At 71.5% G+C, this 21,570-nt stretch carries 19 protein-coding genes; 2 read left to right on the forward strand and 17 right to left on the reverse strand.

All coding sequences use genetic code 11. From position 1 onward, the window contains the following. Positions 1 to 73 precede the first annotated feature (73 nt). From MRBLMG1_RS05200 to MRBLMG1_RS05260, 13 genes are all read right to left on the reverse strand, one after another. Complete coding sequence (locus MRBLMG1_RS05200; RefSeq protein ID WP_367821182.1) at positions 74 to 673, reverse strand: GNAT family N-acetyltransferase; 600 nt, start codon at positions 671 to 673, stop codon at positions 74 to 76. Further along, the gene (locus MRBLMG1_RS05205) at positions 670 to 2,316 is read right to left on the reverse strand and encodes an AMP-binding protein (RefSeq protein ID WP_367821183.1); all 1,647 of its coding nucleotides are present in this window, start codon (positions 2,314 to 2,316) and stop codon (positions 670 to 672) included. Before MRBLMG1_RS05205 ends, MRBLMG1_RS05200 begins: the two co-directional genes overlap by 4 nt. Positions 2,317 to 2,367: 51 nt before the next feature. Next, positions 2,368 to 4,134: a hypothetical protein gene (locus MRBLMG1_RS05210; protein WP_367821185.1), complete on the reverse strand. Its 1,767-nt coding sequence runs from the start codon at positions 4,132 to 4,134 to the stop codon at positions 2,368 to 2,370. Between the two features lie 81 nt (positions 4,135 to 4,215). Next, positions 4,216 to 4,956, reverse strand: coding sequence for a hypothetical protein (locus tag MRBLMG1_RS05215; RefSeq protein ID WP_367821187.1), 741 nt, complete (start codon positions 4,954 to 4,956; stop codon positions 4,216 to 4,218). 46 nt (positions 4,957 to 5,002) lie between these two features. After that, positions 5,003 to 6,319, reverse strand: coding sequence for a cation:proton antiporter (locus MRBLMG1_RS05220; protein WP_367821188.1), 1,317 nt, complete (start codon positions 6,317 to 6,319; stop codon positions 5,003 to 5,005). Beyond that, positions 6,316 to 7,572, reverse strand: coding sequence for a hypothetical protein (locus tag MRBLMG1_RS05225; RefSeq protein WP_367821190.1), 1,257 nt, complete (start codon positions 7,570 to 7,572; stop codon positions 6,316 to 6,318). Before MRBLMG1_RS05225 ends, MRBLMG1_RS05220 begins: the two co-directional genes overlap by 4 nt. Beyond that, on the reverse strand, positions 7,569 to 9,011 hold the full coding sequence (locus MRBLMG1_RS05230; protein WP_367821192.1) for a hypothetical protein: 1,443 nt from the start codon (positions 9,009 to 9,011) through the stop codon (positions 7,569 to 7,571). The genes MRBLMG1_RS05225 and MRBLMG1_RS05230 overlap by 4 nt, the downstream gene beginning before the upstream one ends. Before the next feature lie 65 nt (positions 9,012 to 9,076). Beyond that, positions 9,077 to 10,276, reverse strand: a complete 1,200-nt coding sequence (gene argE, locus MRBLMG1_RS05235; protein WP_367821193.1) for an acetylornithine deacetylase — start codon at positions 10,274 to 10,276, stop codon at positions 9,077 to 9,079. Positions 10,277 to 10,368: 92 nt separating this feature from the next. Then, positions 10,369 to 11,298, reverse strand: coding sequence for a TauD/TfdA dioxygenase family protein (locus MRBLMG1_RS05240; protein ID WP_367821195.1), 930 nt, complete (start codon positions 11,296 to 11,298; stop codon positions 10,369 to 10,371). After that, complete coding sequence (locus MRBLMG1_RS05245) at positions 11,298 to 11,801, reverse strand: GNAT family N-acetyltransferase (RefSeq protein WP_367821197.1); 504 nt, start codon at positions 11,799 to 11,801, stop codon at positions 11,298 to 11,300. The genes MRBLMG1_RS05240 and MRBLMG1_RS05245 overlap by 1 nt, the downstream gene beginning before the upstream one ends. 137 nt (positions 11,802 to 11,938) lie before the next feature. Beyond that, the gene (locus MRBLMG1_RS05250) at positions 11,939 to 12,859 is read right to left on the reverse strand and encodes a phytanoyl-CoA dioxygenase family protein (protein WP_367821199.1); all 921 of its coding nucleotides are present in this window, start codon (positions 12,857 to 12,859) and stop codon (positions 11,939 to 11,941) included. Positions 12,860 to 12,926: 67 nt separating this feature from the next. Continuing rightward, positions 12,927 to 14,066 (reverse strand): transcriptional regulator, encoded by a 1,140-nt coding sequence (locus MRBLMG1_RS05255; protein WP_367821200.1) that lies wholly within the window; start codon positions 14,064 to 14,066, stop codon positions 12,927 to 12,929. Positions 14,067 to 14,381: 315 nt separating this feature from the next. Then, positions 14,382 to 15,401, reverse strand: a complete 1,020-nt coding sequence (locus MRBLMG1_RS05260) for an ATP-grasp domain-containing protein (protein WP_367821201.1) — start codon at positions 15,399 to 15,401, stop codon at positions 14,382 to 14,384. Positions 15,402 to 16,013: 612 nt separating this feature from the next. Between MRBLMG1_RS05260 and MRBLMG1_RS05265 the strand changes: the two genes are divergently transcribed. Together MRBLMG1_RS05265 and MRBLMG1_RS05270 are read left to right on the forward strand one after the other, a co-directional pair. Next, positions 16,014 to 17,366 carry an ATP-grasp domain-containing protein gene (locus tag MRBLMG1_RS05265; protein ID WP_367821203.1) on the forward strand — a complete coding sequence of 451 codons (1,353 nt, stop codon included), beginning with the start codon at positions 16,014 to 16,016 and terminating at the stop codon, positions 17,364 to 17,366. Next, complete coding sequence (locus MRBLMG1_RS05270; RefSeq protein WP_367821204.1) at positions 17,363 to 18,625, forward strand: MFS transporter; 1,263 nt, start codon at positions 17,363 to 17,365, stop codon at positions 18,623 to 18,625. Before MRBLMG1_RS05265 ends, MRBLMG1_RS05270 begins: the two co-directional genes overlap by 4 nt. On the opposite strand, the gene MRBLMG1_RS05275 is transcribed toward MRBLMG1_RS05270, so the two are convergent. The 4 genes from MRBLMG1_RS05275 to MRBLMG1_RS05290 all read right to left on the reverse strand — a co-directional run bounded on the left by MRBLMG1_RS05275 (position 18,622) and on the right by MRBLMG1_RS05290 (position 21,553). Then, positions 18,622 to 19,113, reverse strand: coding sequence for an SUKH-3 domain-containing protein (locus tag MRBLMG1_RS05275; protein ID WP_367821330.1), 492 nt, complete (start codon positions 19,111 to 19,113; stop codon positions 18,622 to 18,624). The genes MRBLMG1_RS05270 and MRBLMG1_RS05275 overlap by 4 nt on opposite strands. A 29-nt stretch (positions 19,114 to 19,142) precedes the next feature. After that, the gene (gene msrB / locus MRBLMG1_RS05280) at positions 19,143 to 19,550 is read right to left on the reverse strand and encodes a peptide-methionine (R)-S-oxide reductase MsrB (protein WP_367821205.1); all 408 of its coding nucleotides are present in this window, start codon (positions 19,548 to 19,550) and stop codon (positions 19,143 to 19,145) included. A 15-nt stretch (positions 19,551 to 19,565) separates the two neighbouring features. Then, positions 19,566 to 20,957, reverse strand: a complete 1,392-nt coding sequence (gene murC / locus MRBLMG1_RS05285; protein WP_367821207.1) for a UDP-N-acetylmuramate--L-alanine ligase — start codon at positions 20,955 to 20,957, stop codon at positions 19,566 to 19,568. 125 nt (positions 20,958 to 21,082) lie between these two features. After that, positions 21,083 to 21,553 (reverse strand): indole-3-glycerol phosphate synthase, encoded by a 471-nt coding sequence (locus MRBLMG1_RS05290; protein ID WP_367821208.1) that lies wholly within the window; start codon positions 21,551 to 21,553, stop codon positions 21,083 to 21,085. Between the last annotated feature and the right edge of the window lie 17 nt (positions 21,554 to 21,570).

Here is a 21,570-nt window from a genome sequence, read left to right on the forward strand (position 1 = left end):
GAACTGCGGTGAGATGCCCGGCAGGAGCCGGGTCGTCTCCGGATGGGGCCGGAGATGCCCGGCAGGAGCCCGGTCAGCCCCGGGTGAGGCCGCCGAAGCGCTCGGTGCGCACGGTGGGCCACTCGTCGCGAAGGATGCTGTAGTAGATGACGTCGCGGCGCCGGCCGCCGGGCATGTAGTTGAAGCTGCGCAGCACGCCCTCCTCGGTCGCGCCGATCCCGGCCAGCCCGCGGCGGGCCCCGGCGTTCAGCACGTCCGTCTTGAACTCCACTCGCTCGCATTCGAGTTCGCCGAAGGCGTGGTCGAGCAGGGCGAGCTTGGCGGCCCGGTTGATACCGGTGCGCCGGGCGGCCGAGCAGACCCAGGACCAGCCGATCTCGACCCGCCGGTCGGCCTTGGCCAGGTTGCCGTACGCACTGGAGCCGACGATACGGCCGGTGGCGTTGTCGACGATGGCGTAGACGATCCGCGTGCCGTTCAGGCTGTCCTTGACCGCGGTCTCGACGAAGCCTTCGAGGTCCTCCGGGGTGGCGATCCGGGTGACGAAGTACTCCCAGGTCTCGGGCTCGTACACGATCCGCGAGAACTCCTCGACGTCACCGATCCGGACCCGACGCAGCGTCACCCGGTCGTTGGACAGCACCGTGTCCGCCAGCTTCTCCCAGCCCATCATTCCTCCGACTTGTCGGTGCGCGGTCGGCCGACCGCTGCGGTCACCAGGACGGGCAGTCCGTCCTCGGTGCCGTCGTTGTACACGGTGTGCTTCTGGTACACCAGGTCGAGATCGTCGCCGTACACTCGGCTGATCTCCTTGCGCACCAGTTTGAACTGCGCGTTCAGCAGGCCGTTGTCGACGGAGAACCGCTCCCCCGCGACCACCGCGCCGTAGATCCGCTGCTCGTAGCGCAGTTCGTCGTTCAGACGGCCGATCGCGGCGGCCAGCGCCTCCGGGTCGGTGTCGGCGGCGGCCGGCGAGACCACCGCCGTCAGGTACGGCTTGCCGTCGCCGAAGACCGCGCAGTCGTGCACCTCGGGCAGCTCGCGCAGCCGCTCCTCGACCGCCGGGACGAGGATGTTCAGCGCCCCGCTGAGGGTGACGATGTCGTCCACGCGGCCGTCGATGTAGAGGAAGCCGTCCTCGTCGACGTGGCCGATGTCGAAGGTCTTGACCTCGCCGGTGGGCAGGTACGTCTTCTCGTTGGCGCCCGGCCCGCACCAGGTGTAGCGGGTGTTCACCGGGTCGAGGCCCCCGACGATGAGGATGCCGTCCCGGTCGAAGCGGATCCGCTTGTGCGGCAGCACCTTGCCCACGCTGCCGACCCGGTACGCGCCGGGGTGGTTCTTGGCCACGATGCAGGTCTCGTTGAGGCCGTAGCCCTCGTAGAGCGGGACGCCGCAGTCGTTGAAGAAGTCCAGCATGGCCCGGCCGGCCGGGGCCGAGCCGGTCCACAGGTAGCGGATGCGGCCCCCGAGTTCGGCCTGCACCGCGGCCCGTCGGCCGTCCGGGTCCGCGGGCGCGCCGGCTGCCTCGAGCCGGGCCTTGACCTGCTCGTAGAAGCCCGGCACGCCCATGATCACGGTCGGACTCGTGGCCTGCGCCACCTCGATCACGTTGGCCCGGTCGGCCAGGGTCAGGTCGTGGCCGTGGGCCAGCGCCGAGTAGATCCAGTAGCGCTGCTGGAGGAAGCGCACCGGCAGGAAGACCAGCACGTTGTCGCCGTCGCGGTGGTCGAACATCTCCTGGACGGCGGCGATCGACCGGTTGACGCTGGCGACCGTCACCTCGAGGCCCTTGGGCACGCCGGTGGAGCCCGAGGTCTGCTTGATCGCGAAGACGTCCGCCGGGTCGTACGGCAGGCGGGCCGGCAGTGACGCCGGGTCGGCCTGGGCGTCCTCGGCCCAGGCCGCCACCGTGGCGATGTCCAGGATGCCGTCCTCCTCCGGCCCGTCCTCGGCGAACAGCAGGGTGAGACCGAAGTCGGCGATCACCTGCTCCGGCCGGTGGCGGCCGGGCTCAAGGCCGGCCACCACCGCGCCGAGCTTGGTCACGGCCAGGTCGAGCAGCACCCACTCGATCCGGTTGCGGGACGTGATCCCGATCCGGTCGCGGGCCTTCACCCCGGCGGCGTGCAGGTGGCAGGCCACCCGGGCCGCACCGCGGTCCAGTTCGGCGAGGGTCAGCGAACGGAGCTCGTCGCCGACCCGGAACCTGATCCGGTGCACACTGTCCTGACACTCCGTCATGGCGACGGTGCTGAGCGTGTCGGGGACGGGCGCGCTGAGGTCGAGAGTGGAGCCCGCGCTCTGATCAGCCACGGTGCTGGTCCTCCTGGAGGGTGGGGAGAGGATGGGATGACGGTGCTGCGGTCAGGCAGGCGAGACACCGGCCAGGTCGCCGGCGGCCAGAGCATACGGGCGCAGCCGCTCCCAGGCCTGCGACGCGTACCAGGCCTTGTCGAAGCCGCCGACCGGGCCGACCGGCAGGGTGCCGTCCTGCAGGCCCTCGGCGAGGGTGCGCCACATCTCGTCGACCAGCGAGCAGTGCCGGACGGCGTCGACCAGCTCGGTCATCGTGAACGGCGGGCCCTCCATCCGGACCAGCCGGATGTCGTAGCAGCCCCGGTAGCCGCGGCCGAACGCGCTGAACGGCGGGTGCCAGACCTGCGCGCCGGGCGCACGGAGCGTGTAGCGCACCCGGGAGGCGACATGGCCCCCGTGGTGGAACTCGGAGTGCTCGGCGATGTCCGGGATCTGCGGCGGGAAGAAGTAGTGCCGCTTCTCCGGGATCTCGGTCCGGTCGTACTCGCCGGGCGCGAAGTGCCAGCGGTTGTACATCATCCGCTGGGCGGCCCGCCAGATGATCGGGCCGGTCTCCTCGCCGACGTGCGCCATCCGGGTGGGGTTCGGCAGGCAGCAGCAGAAGAAGTCGCCCTTCTTCAGCGCCAACACGCCGTCCGGCCCGCCCGGCTGCGCGCCGCGCAGGGCGTTCAGGTCGCGCACCGAGCTGCTCATGCCGTAGTCGGAGTCGGTGGTCACGATCGACGACAGCACGATCGCGCCGAGCAGTTCGCCGACCGCACTGTGCTCGCGGCGGACCTCCTCGGACGCGGCCTCGGCGTCGAGGGCGACGGCGGCCACCGTCATCGCCCGCAGGTCCTCGCGGACGTCGCCGCTCGGGGTGACGCCGAGGTTCGACTGCCCGTGGCGGGCGATCAGGTCGGGCATCGCCTGGGGGTCGCGCGGGAGCGGGAACTCCAGCATGTGCTCGTTCTTGACGAAGGTCAGGCCGTTGATGCGCCGGTAGCGCATCAGCTGCGAGCGGTCGACCTGGTGCATCAACTCACGTATCAGCTGCGCGAGTTCCAGCAGCGGCAGGGCCGCGGGGTTGCCGGGATCGCGCTCCAGGGCGGCGCAGTACTGGGCGTTGCGGTCGAGCAGGAACTGCCGCACGCCGGTGGCGGAGAGCTGGCGTCCGTTGAACTCCTCGAACCGCACCGATCGGCCGCTGAGGAACAGCGCGTAGGCCAGGACGACGAACAGCCGGTCGGCCGGCCGCCAGGTGTCGACCGGACATTCCCGGAGGTTCGCCAGCAGGCCTTCCCGCGTCAGGGTGTTCGTTCCCGCGTCGGACTTCGAGAAGACCTCGCGGCCGATCAGGATGTACACGGTCTCGACCCGCTCGACCCAGTCGGCGAGCCGGACCAGTCGGCCGTCGAGTTCGCCGTTCTTCTCCCACTCGCGCAGCAGCGCCTCGACCTCGGCACGGTCGGCGGCTTCCCGGGCCTCGATCACCCGGGTCTCTTCGGCCACCATGTCGAGGAGCTCCTGCGGCACCCGCAGGCCGCCGAGCCGTTCGGCGCCCGCTTCGGGCAGCTCGCCGGGCCCCCAGAGGTTCAGTCCGGCCAGCGGTGACCGGGTGACCGGCACCAGGCCCGGTGCGGGCGGCTCGGCGGTGGCGACGAACTCGACGTCCGACCGGCCCAGCACGTGCTGCACCAGGATCGACTCCCACGGGGTCAGCCGGGACCAGGCGAGCCGGAGGGGTATGCGTCCGCTCCTGGTGAGTTCGGCGAGCAGGGTGTCGGTCGCTGCCGAGGCGGCGGTGAAAGCGTCGCCGGAGATCGTCGATATCACGACCCTCCTCCCCGCGCGTGCGACCCGACGGGAGTATCAGCAGAAGGGCCGGTCGCGATGCGATCGGCCACGTCGACGAGGCTACACGAGCGCATGACGCTCGAACAGGTAACTCCAGGGGTCACCATATTCCTTGCCTTCCAGTGGAGTTGAAAGATCGGAAGGTGCACTTCTGAAGACGATCCGGTGGACTCCGGGCTCGCTCCAGGCCGCGGCGCTGAGGACGAGGCTCGCCCGGCCCGATCCGCCGCTGAGCACGGTGGAACCACCGGTTTCCCGCTCCGCCGGGGAGCTCGGCACGAGGCCCAACGCCCCTTCGCAGAAGGCCGCGTAGCTTGCGAGGCGATCGGCCGGGCAGCGGATCGCCAGGTGGTCGAACCCGTGGACCTGGCCGGTCGGGTGGGCGGGTGCGCCCGGGGTGGCGGCCCAACGCCGCCCGGCGGGCAGCGCGAGGCCGCCGTCCGGGCTCGCCGGGAGCAGGGTGTGGGAGAAGACGGCGGGTCCGGCCACGACCGGGTTTCCGTGCGCCGAGCGGCGCACGCTCGCGCCGGCCACCAGCGCGGCGCGCTGGACGGCTTCGACGGAGCGGCAGTTCAGGGCGATGTCGGCGACGCCCTCCCCGTGGTCGGACAGGAACCGCCAGGTGCCCCGACCGGAGGTGACGACCAGTTGGACCGCGCCCTGCCGGAGCAGGACCGAACTGCGGTCCACCTCCACGCAGTCGGCGACCCGGGTGAACCCCAGCGCCGACACCAGGTGCCGGACCGCCCGGACCTTGTCCTTGGTGTACAGCTCTACGTACGCGATGTCCTCGACCGTCACGGGGTCACGGCTCCTTGCAGGCGGGTCGGGTGGGGCCGACGGATGTTCAGGCGGGTTGGGCGGTGAACTCCCGCTCCCGCTCGATCTCGGCGGTGGTCTTGGCCATCCGCCCGGTGGTGCGGCGCAGGATCGGCGGCGCCATCACGGAGGTGACCACCGCGACCAGCACCACGACGCTGTAGGAGGCCGAGGTGAGCACGCCGAGCCGCAGGCCCACCGAGGCGAGCACGATCTCCACCACGCCGCGCGCGTTCAGCCCGGCGCCGACGGCCAGCGACTCACCGCGGTCGAGCCGTCCGGCCCGGCCGCCCAGGTAGCCGCCGGCGAACTTCGCGCCGATGGCCACCGCCAGGGTGACCGCGCCGGCCAGCATGACCTGCGGGTCCCGCAGCGCCGAGAGGTCCACCTGGAGGCCGGCGGTGGCGAGGAAGAGCGGGGCGAGGGTGGCCATCACGAAGGTGCGCATGGAGTCCAGCGAGCGGCGGCTCTCACTGCCGAGCGAGCCGACCACGATGCCGCACAGGAAGGCGCCGAGAATCGGCTCCATGCCCAGCGCGTGGGTGCCCGCGGCGGACAGCACGATCAGCACCACGATGACCGCGAGGCTGAGCTCCCGTCCGGCCGCGCGCTCCACAGGGTGCAGGATCCGCCGGATCAGCGGGCGGGCTACGAAGGCGGCGACGGCCAGCACCAGCAGCAGGTAGCCGACCGACTCGGCGACCACGGTCATCCGCAGCCCGAAGGTGGCCATGGCCGCGACCACGGACAGCAGCAGCCATCCGACGATGTCGCTGACCGCGGCCGAACCGATGATGATCTGGCCGACGTTGCGGTGCAGCAGCCCCATGTCCAGCAGGGTCTTGGCGATCACCGGTAGGGCGCTGACCGCGATCGCCACGCCCATGAACAGCGCGAAGGTCGGCCGGTCCCCCGCGTTCCCCATCATCGCGGCGGGGAGCACGAAGCCGAGGCCGAAGCCGAGCGCCAGCGGCAGCAGCACGCTGCCGGCGCTCACCCAGGCGATCGCCCGCCGGCGGCGGACCAGCAGCCCCAGATCGATGTGCGCGCCGGTGATCCCCACCAGCAGCAGCACGCCGAACTGGGCGACCGCGCCCAGCAGGTGCATCTGGCCGGGTTCGCGGGGCAGCAGCCAGGCGGAGAGGCCGGGGGCCAGGTTGCCGAGCAGTGAGGGTCCGAGGAGCACGCCGGCGGTGAGCTCGCCCACCACGGCGGGCAGGCCGAACCGGACGGCCAGCCGGCCGAGGCCGGTCGCCACCCCGAGCAACAGGCCGATCTGCAGCAGCAGCACCAGCATCTGGTGGTTGTCGATGCCGGGGACCGGCGCGATGGCGAGCACCGTCACACCCCTCTCCGCACCGGCGCGCCGAGGTACAGGCCGCCCTGCTCCAGGGCCCGCAGCGCTCGGTAGTCGCGGTCCACGTCCGCCGGGTCCTCGGCGGCGAGGTAGACGTACCCGGGCGAGTTGATCAGGTCGGTGGTGGCCTCCAGCAGCGCACCGGGCCGGACTCCGTGGGTGAGACCGACCAGCGTGGGCAGCGCTTCGAGCTCCGCCGTCCAGTCCAGTGAACGCACCATCCCCGCCTCGTGGTTGATCAGAGCGACGTTGCGCACCGCGCGGGACCAGGTGACCGCGCTGTCGTCGAAGGCGGCGAGCCGGGCCGGGTCGATCAGCGAGTCGGCGAAGAGCGCGGTCTGCGAGGTCCCGGAGAACTTCTCCACCAGGGCGGGCGAGGTGCCGCCGCCCAGCCGGGCGCCGGTCTCGATCAGCACCGGCCCGCGGGCGGTCATCATCACCTCGGTGTGGGCGGCCCCGGAGACCACGCCCAGCGCGTCCAGTGCCGCACCGACGAAGGCGCGCAGCGGCGCGGCCTCGGCCGAACCGACCGGTACCGGCTCCTCGTAGTCGTAGATCGGGAAGCCGGAGCCGCCGGTCCGCTTGGTGTAGCGCCACAGCTCGGCCACCCGGTGCACGCCCTCGTGCGAGACGGTGTTGGCGTAGTACTCGACGCCGTGCACCCGCTCCTGGACCAGCACCACGGAGTTGCGCTGCCCGTACAGGTTGGCGGCGGCGAGCACCACCCGGCAGGCCTCGCGCACCTCGGCCGGGGTGCGGCAGAAGCGGACGTTGTCGGTGCCGGCGCTGCTCGGCGGCTTCACCACGGCCTCGCTCAGGCCGCGCTCCAGGTACCAGGCCTCGGCTTCGGCCGCGTCGTCGAAGGCCTCGCCGAGCGGGGTGGCCACCCCGGCGGCGGCCGCGACCCGGCCCATCAGCACCTTGTCGCGGCGGGCCGCGATGGTCTCGTGGCGGTTGCCCGGCAAGCCCATCAGGTGGGCCAGGGTGTCCGCCAGGATCACCCCGGACTCGGTGCCCGCCACGACCCGTCGGACGCCCAACCGGGTCAGTTCGGCGGCGAGCTCGGACGGCTCGCCGCCGCCGGCCAGGGTGGTCTCGTAGTCCCCGGGCTCGAAGCCGCGGGTGAAGTACTCCGACATCTCCGGCGAACTCTGCACATGGATGCAGGCGCTCCCCCGGTTGCGCAGCGCGGAGACCAGCGCGCGTCCGGTCGAGTAGCCGTCGACGACCGCGATCCTCATGACGTCGCCCCGCCCGGCTCCGAGGACTCGTCCTCGTCGGCCTTCTGGTACAGGGAGCAGGCGACCCGGGCCCCGCCGTTCATGCTGACCACGCCGACCTCCGGGTTGGTGCTGCCGCGCACCAGGCAGCCGTTGTAGCCGTCACCGCCGGTGACCTGGGGGTCGGTGGCGAAGACGCCCCAGTTGAGGTAGAGCTCCTGCGAGCCGCTGCCCTCGTTGGCGGGGAACAGCTCGGGCACCGGGCGGATCCGCCGCTGCACCACGTACGGGCCGTCCACGGCGGACGTCAGCTGGGCCCGCCACTCCTCGGCGGAGACCGTCCAGCCGGGGACCACGCCGGTGCCGCCGTGGAGCAGGGTCGGCTTGAGGATCAGGTCGTGCTGCTCGGCCACCGCGTGCGCCACCAGGTCGATCTCCTGGCCGGCCTGGTCGGTGGCGGTGCGCCGCACGTGCCGGGTCCAGGGGAGGAAGCGGTCGACGACCTCCCGCTCCTGGGCCGAGAAGGCGTGCCGGTTCTCGTCGTCGGAGAGCATCGCCAGCGCGCCCTTGTTGCCGTACAGCTCGGCGTCGAGGCGGCTGAACAGGCCGATCCGGCCGTCCTCGAAGGCGCGCAGCACCGGCGCGACCAGCTCCGCGTCGGCGGGGGTGGCGATCTCCTCGACCAGGAAGAAGCGGTAGACCACGTCGATGGTCCGGCCGTGCACCTCCAAGTGCCCGCCGCGCTCGCTGATCTGGCCGACGTGGCAGGGGACGGCGTCGATGCCGAAGCCGTCGAAGAGCGCCGCCATCACCTTCAGCCGCGGCTCGTAGCTCTTGAAGCTCTCCGGCCAGTCGGCCAGCGCGACCACCGGCCGGCGGCTGCCGTCGCCCATGTGCGGGGCGCACTCGGCGAACAGGGTCTGCACGATGCCGCGCAGGGTGTCGACGTAGTCCAGCCGGTGCTCGGCGGCGAACTCGGCCAGCGCCGGGTGGGTCAGCATCGCCCGGCAGATGTCGGCGTTCTCGAAGCCGCCGAGCGCGCTGGTGATGTTGAGTTCCAGCAGCTTGAAGCCGTCCGCGTCGCGGTAGCAGTCGGAGCGGGCCAACGGGAGCAGCGGCTGCCCGGCCTTGGTGGCCCGCTCGACCACCGACGCCTGGGTCTCGGTCATCCCGACCCCGCGGGCCAGGGCGCCGGCGTCGCCGCCGAACAGCCGCTCCGGGAGCTGGGTCAGCAGGGTGTGCACGGTGCCCAGGTCGGCGGCCAGCCGGGCCCTTTCGGCGGCCGTGACGAAGACCGGGGCGGGGAGGTAGCGGCCCCGGTAGGCGACCGCGACCAGCTCGTCGGCGACGACCTGCCGCATCAGCTCCTCGGGGCCGGTGCCGCGCCGGGCGAGGTGCGCCAGGTAGTCCGCACCCAGCCCGGAGCGGGGTACGAGCGGGGCGTGCGAAGGCTGCGTCATGGGGGGCTCTCTTCTCGGTCGGCTTTGGCGGTACGGGGCACCGGGGTGCGGCGCGGGGGCTCCGCTCAGGGAGTCGCCGCGATCGCCTGCAGGTGCGCCAGACAGCGCCGCAGCTGATCCAGCGGGACGAACTCGTCGGCGGTGTGGGCCTCGCTGATGAAGCCGGGGCCGCACACCACGGTCGGCAGCCCGGCGATGCCCCGGATCAACCCGGCCTCGGTCCCGAACGGCACGTACTCCGGCTCGGCGTCCTGCCCGGCCGCCGCCGTGGCGCGGGCGATGAAGGCGTGGTCCGGCTCCATCGCGAAGGAGGGGGTGTCGGAGAGCTGCTCCAGCACCGCCTCGGCCGGCGCGTAGCGCTTGCGCATGGCGGCCAGCAACTCGCCCTCGGTGTACCGGCGCAGCTCGTCGGCGATGTCCGCGCAGGGGTGGTCGGGCACGTTGCGGATCTCCAGCTCCACCGTGCAGTCGCCCGGCACGATGTTGGCCTTGAGGCCGCCCTCGATCCGGCCGACGTTGATCCAGGAGTGGCCGATGGAGAACCGCTCGTCGTACGGGCCGGAGTCACGGAAGCGCTCGTTGAGCGACTCGGCGAAGCCGATGAACTCGGCGGCCGACACGATCGGGTTGGCGGTCTGGGACGCGAGCGCGGCGTGCTTGGGCTCGCCGGTCAGCCGCAGCCGGTAGTTCTGCTTGCCCTTGTGGCCGACCACCACCTGCATGCCGGTGGGCTCGCCCACCACGCAGCCGGTCACTTCGCCGGTCCAGGTCCGCATCTCCTCGACGAGGCTGCGAGCGCCGACGCAGCCCACCTCCTCGTCGTAGGTGAGGACCAGGGTGACCGGGATCGGCAGCGCCTGCTGGTCGACGGTGGACAGCAGCGCCAGGCAGCAGGCCAGGAAGCCCTTCATGTCGGCGGTGCCGCGGCCGATCGCCCGGTCCTCGGTCACCCGCAGCGTGAACGGGTCGGCGGTCCAGGCCTGCCCGGTGACCGGGACGGTGTCGGTGTGGCCGGACCAGAGGATGCCGCGCCGCCCGTCACCGGCCGGCCCGGCTGTGGCCACCAGGTTGGCCTTGGTCCGGTCCTCGTTGAAGTGCAGGTGGCTGTCGATGCCGTTGGCCGACAGCAGGCGCTGGACGTAGCCGATCAGTTCCAGGTTGGAGTTGTGGCTCGTGGTGTCGAAGCCCACCAGCCGGTCGAGGATGCCCAGCATGTGGGCGTACAACTCGTTGCCGGTGCTCTTGACCGGGAATCCCGAAGACATGATGACTCGCTGACGCGTCGAGGACGGACTTGGGGCGGGAGCGGGGACGCCCGCCCGTAACCGGGCGCCCCGCACGGGTGACCGACGGACCGTCAGTCGGAGGAGTTCGGCGAACGCCGGCTGTGGCCCACCTCGGGGAGCGAGGGGGTGACCGCGGAACCGGCCGTGGTCAGGCGCAGGAGCCGCCGGACGTGCTTCTCGTCGAGGTCCTTGGTGGTGGCCGAGTGCAGCACGCAGCGGTTGTCCCAGACCACCACGTCGAGCGGGCTCCACTTGTGGCGGTAGACGAAGGGGTCACTCGTGATGTGCGCGATCAGCTCCTCGATCAACGCGGTGCTCTCGTCCTCCGGCAGGCCGTCGATGCCGATCACGCTGCCGATGATGCGCGGCTGGATGAACAGCGTCTCGCGCCCGGTGTCCGGGTGGCGGCGGACCAGCGGGTGGGTGATCTCCGGGGTCTGCTTGCGCTCCTCGGGGCCGATGTACTTCCAGCGGGCCCACGGGTCCTCGCGGTCCGGCGACCAGCGGTACTGGTGGCGCACCCGGAGCGTGCGGAGGTACGCCTTGCGCTCCTCCGGCAGCGCCGCGAAGGCGGCCTCGGCGTCGGCGAACAGGGTGTCGCCGCCGGCGGTTTCGGGGATCTCCAGGCCGTGCAGCATGGTCGCGCTGCCGGGCACCAGCTTGTACGAGTAGTCCGAGTGCCAGCCCTGGCCGGAGGTCTTCATCTCCTTGTTCCGGCCGGGCTCGTTCTGGTTGGAAAGCCAGGTGAGGGTCGGCTCCTCGGGGTGGCGGAGCTTGAGCACGTGGTGCTCCTCCGGGCGCCCGAAGATGGTGCCGAAATCGGCGAAAGTGCGGGCCGATATGTCCTGGGCACGGAACACCAGGACCTTGTGCTCCAGGTACGTCTCGTAGATCGCCCGGCCCGATTCTCGGATGGTCTCCGAGGTGAGGTTCGGAGACTTCACCTCCGCGGCGAAGGTGGCGGCGAGGCGGTTCGCTATGGGCGTGTATTCGAGGGCCACTACTGTGCACTCCCGTTTCGGTCTGCAGCCGGGTTCAGGTCTTTGATGAAGAAGACGCGACGCGCATTCACGGTCTCCTCGGAATGCGTGTACACGTAGTCGAGCCCTTTATAAAAGGCTATGTTGTCGCTCATTTCGGCGCGGGTCCACAGCCGGACTCCGCGCAGATCCGCGTCCCGCGCCATTTCCTCGACCAGGGAGACCAGCCGCCGACCTATTCCGCGCCCCTGATGGGACGGCCGGACGGCGAGATTGCGCAGGATCAGATGGGGATCACTGGGCTCGACCGTCACCATTCCGAGCACCTCGTCCGCCTCCACCGCGAGATAGGTGCGGCCCGCGGCGGCGACCTTCTCGTAGTCGAGCAGTATCGGCGCCGGCGGCTCGTCCAGCTCGGCCAGGTATTTCCCGTACGCCTCGCGCGCTATCTCGGCCAGTTGCCCGCCGTCGGCAGGCAGGGCCGGTCGCAGCGTGATCCGGGTGCCGTTCCCGACGCTTGCCATGGGTCTTCGAGTCCTTGTCTCTGGGGGGGCGGTCCGCGGCGTTCGGCGACGGTCCGCGGCGTTCTGCGGACAGCGCGACGGCCCGCACGGGCACCGGGGTCCGAAGGGGATCCCGATGCCCGTGCGGGAGGCGCGGCTCAGGCCAGGGTGCGGGCCTCACGGGTGCCGTCGAAGTGCGGGCTCTCGTAGACCCGGTCGCCGTCCGCCTTGCCGACGACCTCGTTGAAGTCGCTGCCCACGTTGTAGTCGAAGGTCACCCGCGGGAAGGCGAGCGCCTCGACCCGGGACTCGTCCCAGCGGGCGTCGATCGAGGAGAAGCGCAGCGCGTAGGCCAGCCGGGACGAGATGGGGCCCTCGCCCAGCGGGACGCTGCGGTGCAGCACGTACTTGTCGAAGATCAGCGCGTCGCCGGGCTCGAAGTCGTCCTCGACCGCGGAGAAGTCGAGCAGCGGCTTGATCTCCGGCGAGTTGAGGAGGTTGTTCTTCAGCTTGTGGAAGTCGTCGTAGCCGATCTCCTTGCCGGCCGCGATCTCGTTGCGCATGAAGCCCGGCAGCATGTTGATGTGCTGGTAGACGAACTCGCCCGAGAAGACGTTCTTCGAGACGTACTTCATGCCGCCGGCCTGCTCCTCGGCCCGGATCTCGGTGAGCGGCGTCCAGATGGTGAAGCCGAGGTCCTCGCGGCGCTGGAAGCCGAAGCTCTGGGTCCCGACGTGCCAGGGGAAACCAGTGCTCTTGTTCTTCTCCAGCTCGAAACCGAGGCCCTGGGTGAAGAACAGCTGCGCACCGGTGAGCTGCTTCATCGCGGCGGAGAAGGCCGGGTCACCCATGAGGGAGAGGATCGTCGGGTCGTCGTTCCCGATGTCGTACTTCAGCTTGCTGAAGCCGGCACCGTAGTTGTCGGTGGGCGACGTCACCTGAGAACCACTGAGGCTCCGCATGTGCTCGACGAGTTCCTGGGAGAAGATTCCCTTGAGCTTCAGGAAGCCGTGCTCCCTGAAGCTTTCCACATCCTCGTCGCTGATCGCGAAGTCGGGGTTGATCATTGCAGCTCCCACGTCCAATTATTTTCCGGCGCTTCGGCGACATTATCAGCGGACCCAAGGGGAACAAAAGGTTCCGTGTTTATTCTCGGAACGCCCCCGGACGCTGCATTTTCCGGAAATCGACGGCCGGGCGTGCGGGAGCCAACTCCTGTGCGAACTCCAGCCAACTGGCGGCGTACTGCCAGGCCAGATCGGCCACCAGCGCGGCGCGGTGCGGCGGGACGGCGGAGCTCAGTCCGGACCACTCGGCGGCGGCGTTCTGCTGGAGCAGGCGCAGCAGGTGCCGGCCCTCCTCCTTCAGCCGCAGCGAGGGGTCGCGCAGCAGCTTCTCCAGCAGTTGGGCGGGAGTGGGCGGAGCCAGCGTGGGCGCGGCCGGGGCGAGCGCCACCGGCGCCGGGGCCGCCCGGAGGACCCAGGTGTCCTTCGGCCGCAGCACGGTCGGCGCGGGGCCGTCCGACGCCTCGGCCCGCGGTCCGCCGCTGCGCGCCGAGGTGCCCGCCTCGCCGCCGCCGACCGGCAGTCGACCGGCCTGGAGACGTTTGCGCACGTCGCTCGCGGTGGCCGGGGAGATCCCGGCGATCAGGGCGATCTCCCGCAGTGAGGCGTTCGGCTTCTCGGCGATGACCTCGGCGGCCCGCCGCCTGCCCTCGGCGCTGCTGAGCGGGCGGACCCGCCCGTCGCGTCCGACCCGGGTGTTCAACTGCGGATCCGCGTCAGTTGAACGCAGCCGGATTCCGGCCACCGTCTTCGCGCCCAGCCCGGACACCCGGGCGATCGCCCGGTCGGACATCTGGGGGTGCGAGGCGATGATCCGCTCGGCCGCCGCCCGCCGGTCCGCCAGCGAAAGCGGCAGGCCGTGCGCGGTGTTCGCCTCCACGGCACGCAGGAAGGCGTCCTCGGCCGACCCTTCGAAGAACTCGACGTCGATGGTCTCCTGCCCCCGGACGCAGGCGGCCAGCAGGCGGTGCATGCCGTCGATGACACGCATGTCGGATCGGCGCACCAGGATCGGCGGCAGCGGCCCGTCCACGTCGGCGAGCCGAACCGCGTGCTCCCGGTCGAGCCCGTCCGAGCGCGGCGACTCACCGGGCAGCAGGGCGGCCACCGGGACGGCGGTCACCCGCGGAGCCGGCACCTCGGCCAGTGTGCCGACGGCGGCCTGATGGCCCGTCGGTACGGGAGAGGCCGGGACGAGCGCCCCGGCGTGCGACTGCGACATCTCACGCACCCCGCGAGTCGGTACGGGCTGGCTGCCACGAGAGTTCGGGGCACGGCATTGCTGTCGCCTTTCTTCCGCCGATTGCGGGATTGCGCCCGTCGGGCCTTGTGGGACCGACGGGTCATATGGGTCGAAGATCTGGCCGGCACGCCCGGTCACGTAGCGCTGGTCTGCTGCCGATCGGCCCGCACCGCAGTGTCACGTGATGAGCACGAAGCCTGCACATGTTCATATCCCGTGGTGAAGTTGTCGAGGTGTATGCCGCGATCCTGCACACCGAGACGGGCTCTGGCCCGAGTTGAAAGCCGCGTCAAGTCAGCTTTCGGCCTGATCTGCTCCCGCCGACTCCACCGGTCGGGTGACGACCACCTGAACGGCAGTCAGCTCGGCCACTGCGGCAACGCACTCGGCCACCCCGTCAGCCGCCAGGGTGGCCACCCCGAGCCGGTCCGCCGAGGAGCGCAGCGGCTGCACCAGGTCCCCCACCGACACCGAGACCTCCCAGTCCACCACCCGGCCGCGGCCCAGCTCGGGCTGCTCGGCGACCCGCTCCACCAGGCCCGGCGCCGCGGTGAAGAACACTTTGGCCGCGGCGCCCGCGGCGGCCTCCTCGCGGCGCAGGCCCTCGCCGATCGGCCAGCCGAGCGCGACCCGCCGCCAGTGGATCCCGGTGGTCAGCCGCACCAGTTCGGCGATGCCGTCGCCGCCGGGCCGGTTGTGCGTCTCGATCACGACGACCCGCTCACCGTCGAGCTTCACCTCGGTGTGGCTCGGCCCGTCCGTCAGGCCCACCGCGTCCAGCAGCTCGGCGACCGCGCGTTCCACCAGCCGCCGCCCGGCGGCGTCCAGTGAGGGCGCCGGCATCAGGTGGCTGACCTCGACGAAGCCGTCCGTCGTGCCCTTCTCGGCGATCCCGACCACGGTGTGCCGGCCGCCCTCGGAGAAGGCCTCGACGCTGAACTCACGTCCGCCGGCGAACTGTTCCAGGAGGGTCCCGCCGGTGCGGTTCTCCGGCGGGAGCTGCTCGGGCCGCTCCAGCAGCCGGATCGCCATCGAGCCCGCGCCGTCCACCGGCTTGGCCACCACCAGCGGATGCCCGGCGAACAGCCGAGCCACCGCTTCGGCGTCGTCGCCGGCGGCGAAGGCCGGGTTCAGGTGCGGCGCCCTGCGCTCCAGGATGCGCCGCATCTCCAGCTTGTCCCTGGTGGCGCGCACCACGGCCGGCGAGACGCCGAGGCAGCCGAGCCGCTCGGCCGCGGCCGCGGCCGGTTCCAGGCCCAGCTCGGTCAGCGAGACCACGGCGGTCGGAGCCAGCGGTCGGAGCGTCGAATCCACGAACTCGAGAAAGTCCGAATCCCGTCGGAAGTCGACGGTGAGAACCGGCGAAGTCCCCTCCCCCGCAGGAGCACCGGGCAGCTGGACGTGAACAACGTCACCCGGCAGCGTCTCGGCTGCCCGGGCGACCTCCGGGTTGGCCCCGATGACGATCAGGGTCACGGCGACACCCGCCGGGTTCGGACAATGCGGAACATCCCCCACGCACGCTTTCTTGAGATCCGTCCGGCCGAGCGATCGCTCAAAGCCGTTGACGCGGCGTCATGAGAGCAGCGGCGCGCGACGGGTGTCAACGACCGCCGGCCTGTGCGCGGAAGCCCGGGAGGCCACGGGATCCACGCCCTCGACCGAGAGTTGACAGAGATGGGGCGCACGCTTGCGGAACTTGACCGAACCGGTTAAAGATCAGGCCGTTTCAGGTACCGTCCTGAACGATCGCGGGGGGCGCATCCGGCGTACCGTCATGCCCGAGATGCAGCATTCCCTTCGTCGCAGTGTTCGCGCCCTGCTCCGTTCCACTGCCTGCTCCGTTCCACTGCTGTTCGTCTCGGCGTGTTTCCGGCCGCTCTTCACCGATCTCCGCCCTTCCTCCCAGTGACCGAGGCACTTCTGATGTCCCTGACCGACACCGTCACCCATGTCCTGGTCGGCTACGGCGCCTGGATCCTGCCCGAGCTCGAGGAACGCCTCCCGGAGCGGTCGGTGCTGATCCTGGAGGAGCCGAGCGTCATCGCCGCCCGCGGCGCACAGGAACTGGCCGCCCGTTTCCGCTGCGTGGCCGCCCTGATCGAGGCCCCGACCCAGGACGAGGAACACCCGGAACGGCTCGTCGCCGCCCTTCCCCGGCCGCAGAACGTGCGGGCCGTCATCCCCGCCGTCGAGTACGCCGTGGTCGCCGCCGCGGCGCTCGCCGACTCCTGGGGCCTGCCCGGGGCCGGGCTCCCCGCCGCCCGGGTCTTCCGCGACAAGGCCCGGCTGCGCACCGTCGCCGACGAGGCCGGTATCCCCCAGCCCCGGTGGGCCTCCGTCCACGGCCCGGACGCGGTCGAGCGCTTCCGCGCCGAACACGGCGCCGCCTGCGTGATCAAGCCGGCCAACCGCCAAGCCAGCCTCGGAGTTCAGCTGCTCGAACCGGAGGACGACGCCCACGCCCTCTGGGAGCACACCGCCGGGGCCAGCGAGTCCCGCCAGCGCGCCCCGTACGAGGGCGCCGACCGCTACCTGGTCGAGCAGCGCGTCTACGGGCCCGAGGTCAGCGTCGAAGCCCTCGTCCACCAGGGCGTGGTCGGCTTCCGCAACGTCACCGCCAAGACCGTCCAGGGCTCCCGCCACCCCGTCGAGCTGGCCCACGCCGTACCCGCCGCGCTGCCCGCCGCCACCGAGGCCGCACTGCACGACGCGGTCCAGCAGCTCGCCACCGCTGCCGGCTTCCAGGACGGCGTGCTGCACGCCGAGTGGATTCTCGGTGACGGCGGCCCCTACCTGGTGGAGTGCGCGGCCCGGCTGCCCGGGGACGGCATCTCCGTCCTCATCTCGCTCGCCTACGGCGGCAACTTCGTCGCCGACCTGCTCGGACTGCTCGAAGGCCACGGGCCGGTCCCGTCGCGGGATCCGGTGGCCGGAGCGGCGGTGCGCTTCCTCAGCGCCGCCCCCGGCCTGGTCGAAGCCGTCCAGGGCGAGGAGGAGGCACGGCAGGCCAAGGGCGTGCACCAGGTCCAGCTCGCCGTCGCCGCCGGCGACACCGTCAAGCCCACCACCAGCTCCTGGGAGCGGGCCGGACAGATCATCGCCATCGGCGCGGACGGGCCCGAGGCCGCCGCCAACGCGCTGGCCGCCGCCGACCGCATCACCGTCCGCTCGGTGGAGGCCCCCGCCCCCGCCTCCGGCTCCGCTCCCGCGGCCTCCGAGGCGGACCGCTCCGGTGACGCCCCCGCCCCCGCTCCTACGGAGGGCGACCGGTCGTGAAGCTGCCCTCGGCCGCCGACTACATCCCGGCCACCCCCGCCGGACGGACCTTCGCCCTCACCGCGCTGATCAGTTCGGTCGGCACCGGCCTCTTCCTGGCCGGCTCCACCGTCTTCTTCATCCGCTACGTCGGCCTCAGCAACGCCCAGATCGGCCTCGGCCTCGCCGTCGCCGCCGGCTTCGGTTTCCTCGCCACCGTCCCGGTCGGCGTCATCGGCGACCGCTTCGGGCCGCACCGCACGCTCATCGGCACCCAACTCTGGCGAGCGGGCTGCTTCGTCGGCCTGGTCTTCGTCAACGGACCGCTCGCCTTCGTCGTCGTCGCCTCCTGCATGGCCGCCGCCGAAGGCTCCACCCCGCCCCTCACCCAGGCCGTGGTCGCCGAGACCACCGGCCCCGAGGACCGGGTCCGCACCATGGCGATCATCCGCACCGTCCGCAACGTCGGCTTCTCGCTCGGCGCGCTGCTCGCCGCTCCCCTACTCTCGGCCTCCAGCACCACCGCGTACCGGGGCATCGTGCTCGGCAACGCGCTGGCCTTCACCCTCTCCGCCGCGCTGCTGCTGCGGCTGCGCCTGCCGAAGAGCACCGTCGCCCGCACCTCCCGCAGCGCCCTGCGCGCGATCCGCGGCTTCCGCGACTGGCGCTACGTCACCCTCGCCGGGCTCAACGGCGTGCTCTCCCTGCACATGACCATCCTCTCGGTCGGCATCCCGCTGTGGACCGTCCAGGCCACCAAGGCGCCCGCCGCGATCGTCCCGATCCTGGTGTTCACGAACACCGTGCTCGCCGTCCTGCTCCAAGTGCCCTTCTCCAACGGGGCCGACGACTCCACCGGGGCGGGGCGGGCACTGCGGCGCGGCGGGCTGGCGCTGGCCGGCTGCTGCGTCGCCTTCGCACTGGCCCAGGGGACGAGCGCCGTCGTGGCGGTCGGGGTGCTGGCCATCGGCTGCGTACTGCTCACCTTCGGCGAGCTCTGGCAGGCCGTCGGCGGCTGGCAGCTCTCCTACCTCTACGCCCCCGAGGAGCAGAAGGCCACCTACCTCTCGGTCTTCAACCTCGGCTCGACCGGACAGGGCATCATCGGCCCCAGCATCGTCACCACCGTCGTGATCGCCACCGGCCGGATCGGCTGGATCGGCCTCGCCGTCTTCTTCGTCCTCGCCGCCGCCCTGGTCCGCCCCGTCATCACCCTCCTCGACCGCGCCCCGCGCCCCGCTCCCGCCGACGAGCTAGCCCCCGAACCCCTCGCCCCCTAAAGCCCGTTCAGCCCACCGGCCGTTCGGACGTAGAAGTCCTCCGCGTCCCTCATGGGCGCGTGGGCCAGGGCGATCATCGCCTCGTGCTTGTCGGCACCCATGTAGTAGTCGCCGGTGTGGTGCAGGTAGAAGAACCGGCCCCGCTCGTCGATGACGACGGGTGATCCCTCCGACGAGTCCCAGCCGACGGGAAAGAGCCGCACGCCGAGGTGGTGGCCCAGTTCGGCGATGCCGCCGGCCGTCGAATGCCAGAGGAGCGCGGGGGTGAGGTGGAGGTGGTCGCCGCGCCGGGCGTCGAGCGTCAGCCGGAGTCCCGCGTGCTCCGTGAGGAAGTCCGTGGCGGCGGCGAACGGCTCCAGAGGGAACCCCTGGTGCCGGGCGTCCTCGGTGACGTCCGCGAGGATCGCCGGTAGCAGACCGGCGACGTCCCGGCCGGGGAACCATCCGTGTTCCCCGAACCAGGCGTCGACGTCCTGGGCGGTCTCCATGCGCGGCACGAGGACCACCCTCCCCGGCGTCAGCTCTCGCCCGGCTCCAGGCGGAGCGAGATGGAGTTGATGCAGTAGCGCTGATCGGTCGGCGTGGGGTAGCCCTCGCCCTCGAAGACGTGGCCCAGGTGGGAGCCGCAGCGGGAGCAGCGGACCTCGGTGCGGACCATGCCGTGGGAGGTGTCGGAGATCAGCTCGACGGCCTCGCTGTCCTTCGGGTCGAAGAACGACGGCCAGCCGCAGTGCGACTCGAACTTCTCGTTCGACGTGAAGAGCTCCGCGCCGCACGCACGGCAGGAGTAGACGCCCTGCGTCTTCGTGTCCGTGTACTCACCACGGAAAGCGGGCTCCGTGCCGGCCTGCCGGAGTACCTGGTACTCCGACGGACTCAGCTGCGCCTTCCATTCCTCGTCGGTCTTCTCGACCTCGTACGCCATCGTTCGTCCGCTCCCTCAGTTCGACAGGCGGGCGAGGATCTGCGGACCCAGGTCCGTGACGTCGCCCGCGCCCATCGTGAGAACGAGGTCCCCGGGGCCCGCCATTCCCGCGACGACGTCGGGCACGGCGGCCTTGTCGTGGACGGGCGTCACGTCGGCGCCGGCGCGCTGTGCGGCGGCGATGATCAGCTCGCTGGTGATGCCCGGGATCGGGTCCTCGCGGGCCGGGTAGATGTCGAGGACGACGGAGGCGTCGGCGAGGGCCAGCGCGTCGCCCATCTCCTTGCCCAGCTCCTGGGTGCGGGAGAACAGGTGGGGCTGGAAGACGACCAGGAGGCGGGAGGCCCCGGCGGCGCCCCGCATGGCCTCCAGGTCGGCGGTCATCTCGGTGGGGTGGTGCGCGTACGAGTCGATGACCTGGACGCCCCGCGCCTCGCCCTTGAGCTGGAGGCGGCGGCCGACACCGGTGTAGGCGGTGAGGGCCTGGGCCAGCTCGGCCGGGTCGATGCCGACGCGGGCGCCGGCGGCGAGGGCCGCGGCGGCGTTGTGGGCGTAGTGGCGGCCGGGGACGGAGACGGTGAAGGTGTGCTCGGCACCGTCGAGGAGGACGGTCACCTCGCTCTTCATCCCGTTCGGGACGATCTTCAGGATGCGGGCGTCGGAGTCGGCGGACTCGCCGACCGTGACGATGTTCAGACCGTCGCGGTCCGCGACCCTGCGGGCGAGCTCGCGGGCGCCCGCGTGCTCGCCGACGACCAGGGTGCCGCCGGGGCGGATCTTGGCGGTGAAGGCCTCGAAGGACTCGTAGATCTCGTCCATGGAGGCGTAGTTCGCGTGGTGGTCCAGCTCGACGTTGAGGACGATCGCGACCTCGGGGTCGTACTTCTGGAAGCTGCGGTCGCTCTCGTCGGCCTCGGCGACGAAGACGTCGCCCGCGCCGTGCAGGGCGTTGGTGCCGGGGCCCGCGAGGTCGCCCCCGATGGCGTACGACGGGTCGAGACCGAGCTCGGTGAGCGCGACGGCCAGCATCGACGTGGTCGTGGTCTTGCCGTGCGTACCGGCGACGGCGATGGCGCGCAGGCCGTCCATGAGGGAGGCGAGCGCGTCGGAGCGGTGGACGACCGGGATGCCGAGCTCGGCGGCGCGGGCCAGCTCCGGGTTGTCGGCGCGGATGGCGCTGGAGACGACGACGGCGGAGGCGTCGTCGGCGAGGTGCTCGGCGGCGTGCCCGATGTGCACGGTCGCGCCGAGGGCGCGCAGCGACTCGGCGGTCGGGGACTCCTTGGCGTCACTGCCCGCGACCTTGGCGCCGCGCTGGGCGAGGATCTTCGCGATGCCCGACATTCCGGCACCGCCGATGCCGATGAAGTGCGGCCGTTCCATGGCGGCGGGAATGGCGGGTGCCATGCGGATCTCTCCCCGGGGTGGTGGTTCTGGAGGTCACCAGCCTAGTGGCTCCGGCCGGGCGCCCCCGGCGGACGGGCGGCCGTGTCCGCGCCCCCTGCACGGGGCGCGGACACGGCCGGGGTCCGTCAGTCGCTGTGGGCGAAGAGCTTGAGCACGGGTACGCCGACCTTGTGGCGGGCCCGGGAGGCCCAGTCCCGGTGGAAGAACTCCTCCACGTAGTGGGGTGCGGTGAGCACGATCACCTCGTCCGCCTCCGACTCCTCGACCACCGCCTTCATCTTGGTGAGGGGGTGGTCCTCGACGACCTGGCCGACCGCTTCGCAGCCGGCGTCTCTCAGGGCCTGGAGCGAGAGCTCCAGGGCCTGCTCGGCGGGGAGCCGGGCCGCCTTGCCCTCCGGTTCGTCGCCCTCGCGGGCCGCTTCCTTCAGCTCGCCCATGGCTACGTCGTCGATGGCACGCAGCAGTACATCGGCCTGGTCACCACGCGGCTGCATAAGGACGATGAAGGACACGCCCTCGTCGCCGTGCAGGGTGGTGACGAATTCCACGTCGACGGACGTCAGGGGCTTCTCGATCATCAGAACGCTTGTGAACACCTCAGGAGCCCTTCTGC

It is taken from the genome of Streptomyces sp. LMG1-1-1.1, from assembly GCF_040815545.1.
Taxonomy (GTDB): Bacteria; Actinomycetota; Actinomycetes; order Streptomycetales; family Streptomycetaceae; genus Streptomyces.

Bases quoted from the DNA above. Each gene is read 5' to 3' on its own strand.
- MRBLMG1_RS05200 (WP_367821182.1), bottom strand. From the start codon at position 673: ATGATGGGCTGGGAGAAGCTGGCGGACACGGTGCTGTCCAACGACCGG.
- MRBLMG1_RS05225 (WP_367821190.1), bottom strand. From the start codon at position 7,572: ATGAGGATCGCGGTCGTCGACGGCTACTCGACCGGACGCGCGCTGGTC.
- MRBLMG1_RS05230 (WP_367821192.1), bottom strand. From the start codon at position 9,011: ATGACGCAGCCTTCGCACGCCCCGCTCGTACCCCGCTCCGGGCTGGGT.
- argE (WP_367821193.1), bottom strand. From the start codon at position 10,276: ATGTCTTCGGGATTCCCGGTCAAGAGCACCGGCAACGAGTTGTACGCC.
- MRBLMG1_RS05245 (WP_367821197.1), bottom strand. From the start codon at position 11,801: ATGGCAAGCGTCGGGAACGGCACCCGGATCACGCTGCGACCGGCCCTG.
- MRBLMG1_RS05255 (WP_367821200.1), bottom strand. From the start codon at position 14,066: ATGTCGCAGTCGCACGCCGGGGCGCTCGTCCCGGCCTCTCCCGTACCG.
- MRBLMG1_RS05265 (WP_367821203.1), top strand. From the start codon at position 16,014: ATGTCCCTGACCGACACCGTCACCCATGTCCTGGTCGGCTACGGCGCC.
- MRBLMG1_RS05275 (WP_367821330.1), bottom strand. From the start codon at position 19,113: ATGGAGACCGCCCAGGACGTCGACGCCTGGTTCGGGGAACACGGATGG.
- msrB (WP_367821205.1), bottom strand. From the start codon at position 19,550: ATGGCGTACGAGGTCGAGAAGACCGACGAGGAATGGAAGGCGCAGCTG.
- murC (WP_367821207.1), bottom strand. From the start codon at position 20,957: ATGGCACCCGCCATTCCCGCCGCCATGGAACGGCCGCACTTCATCGGC.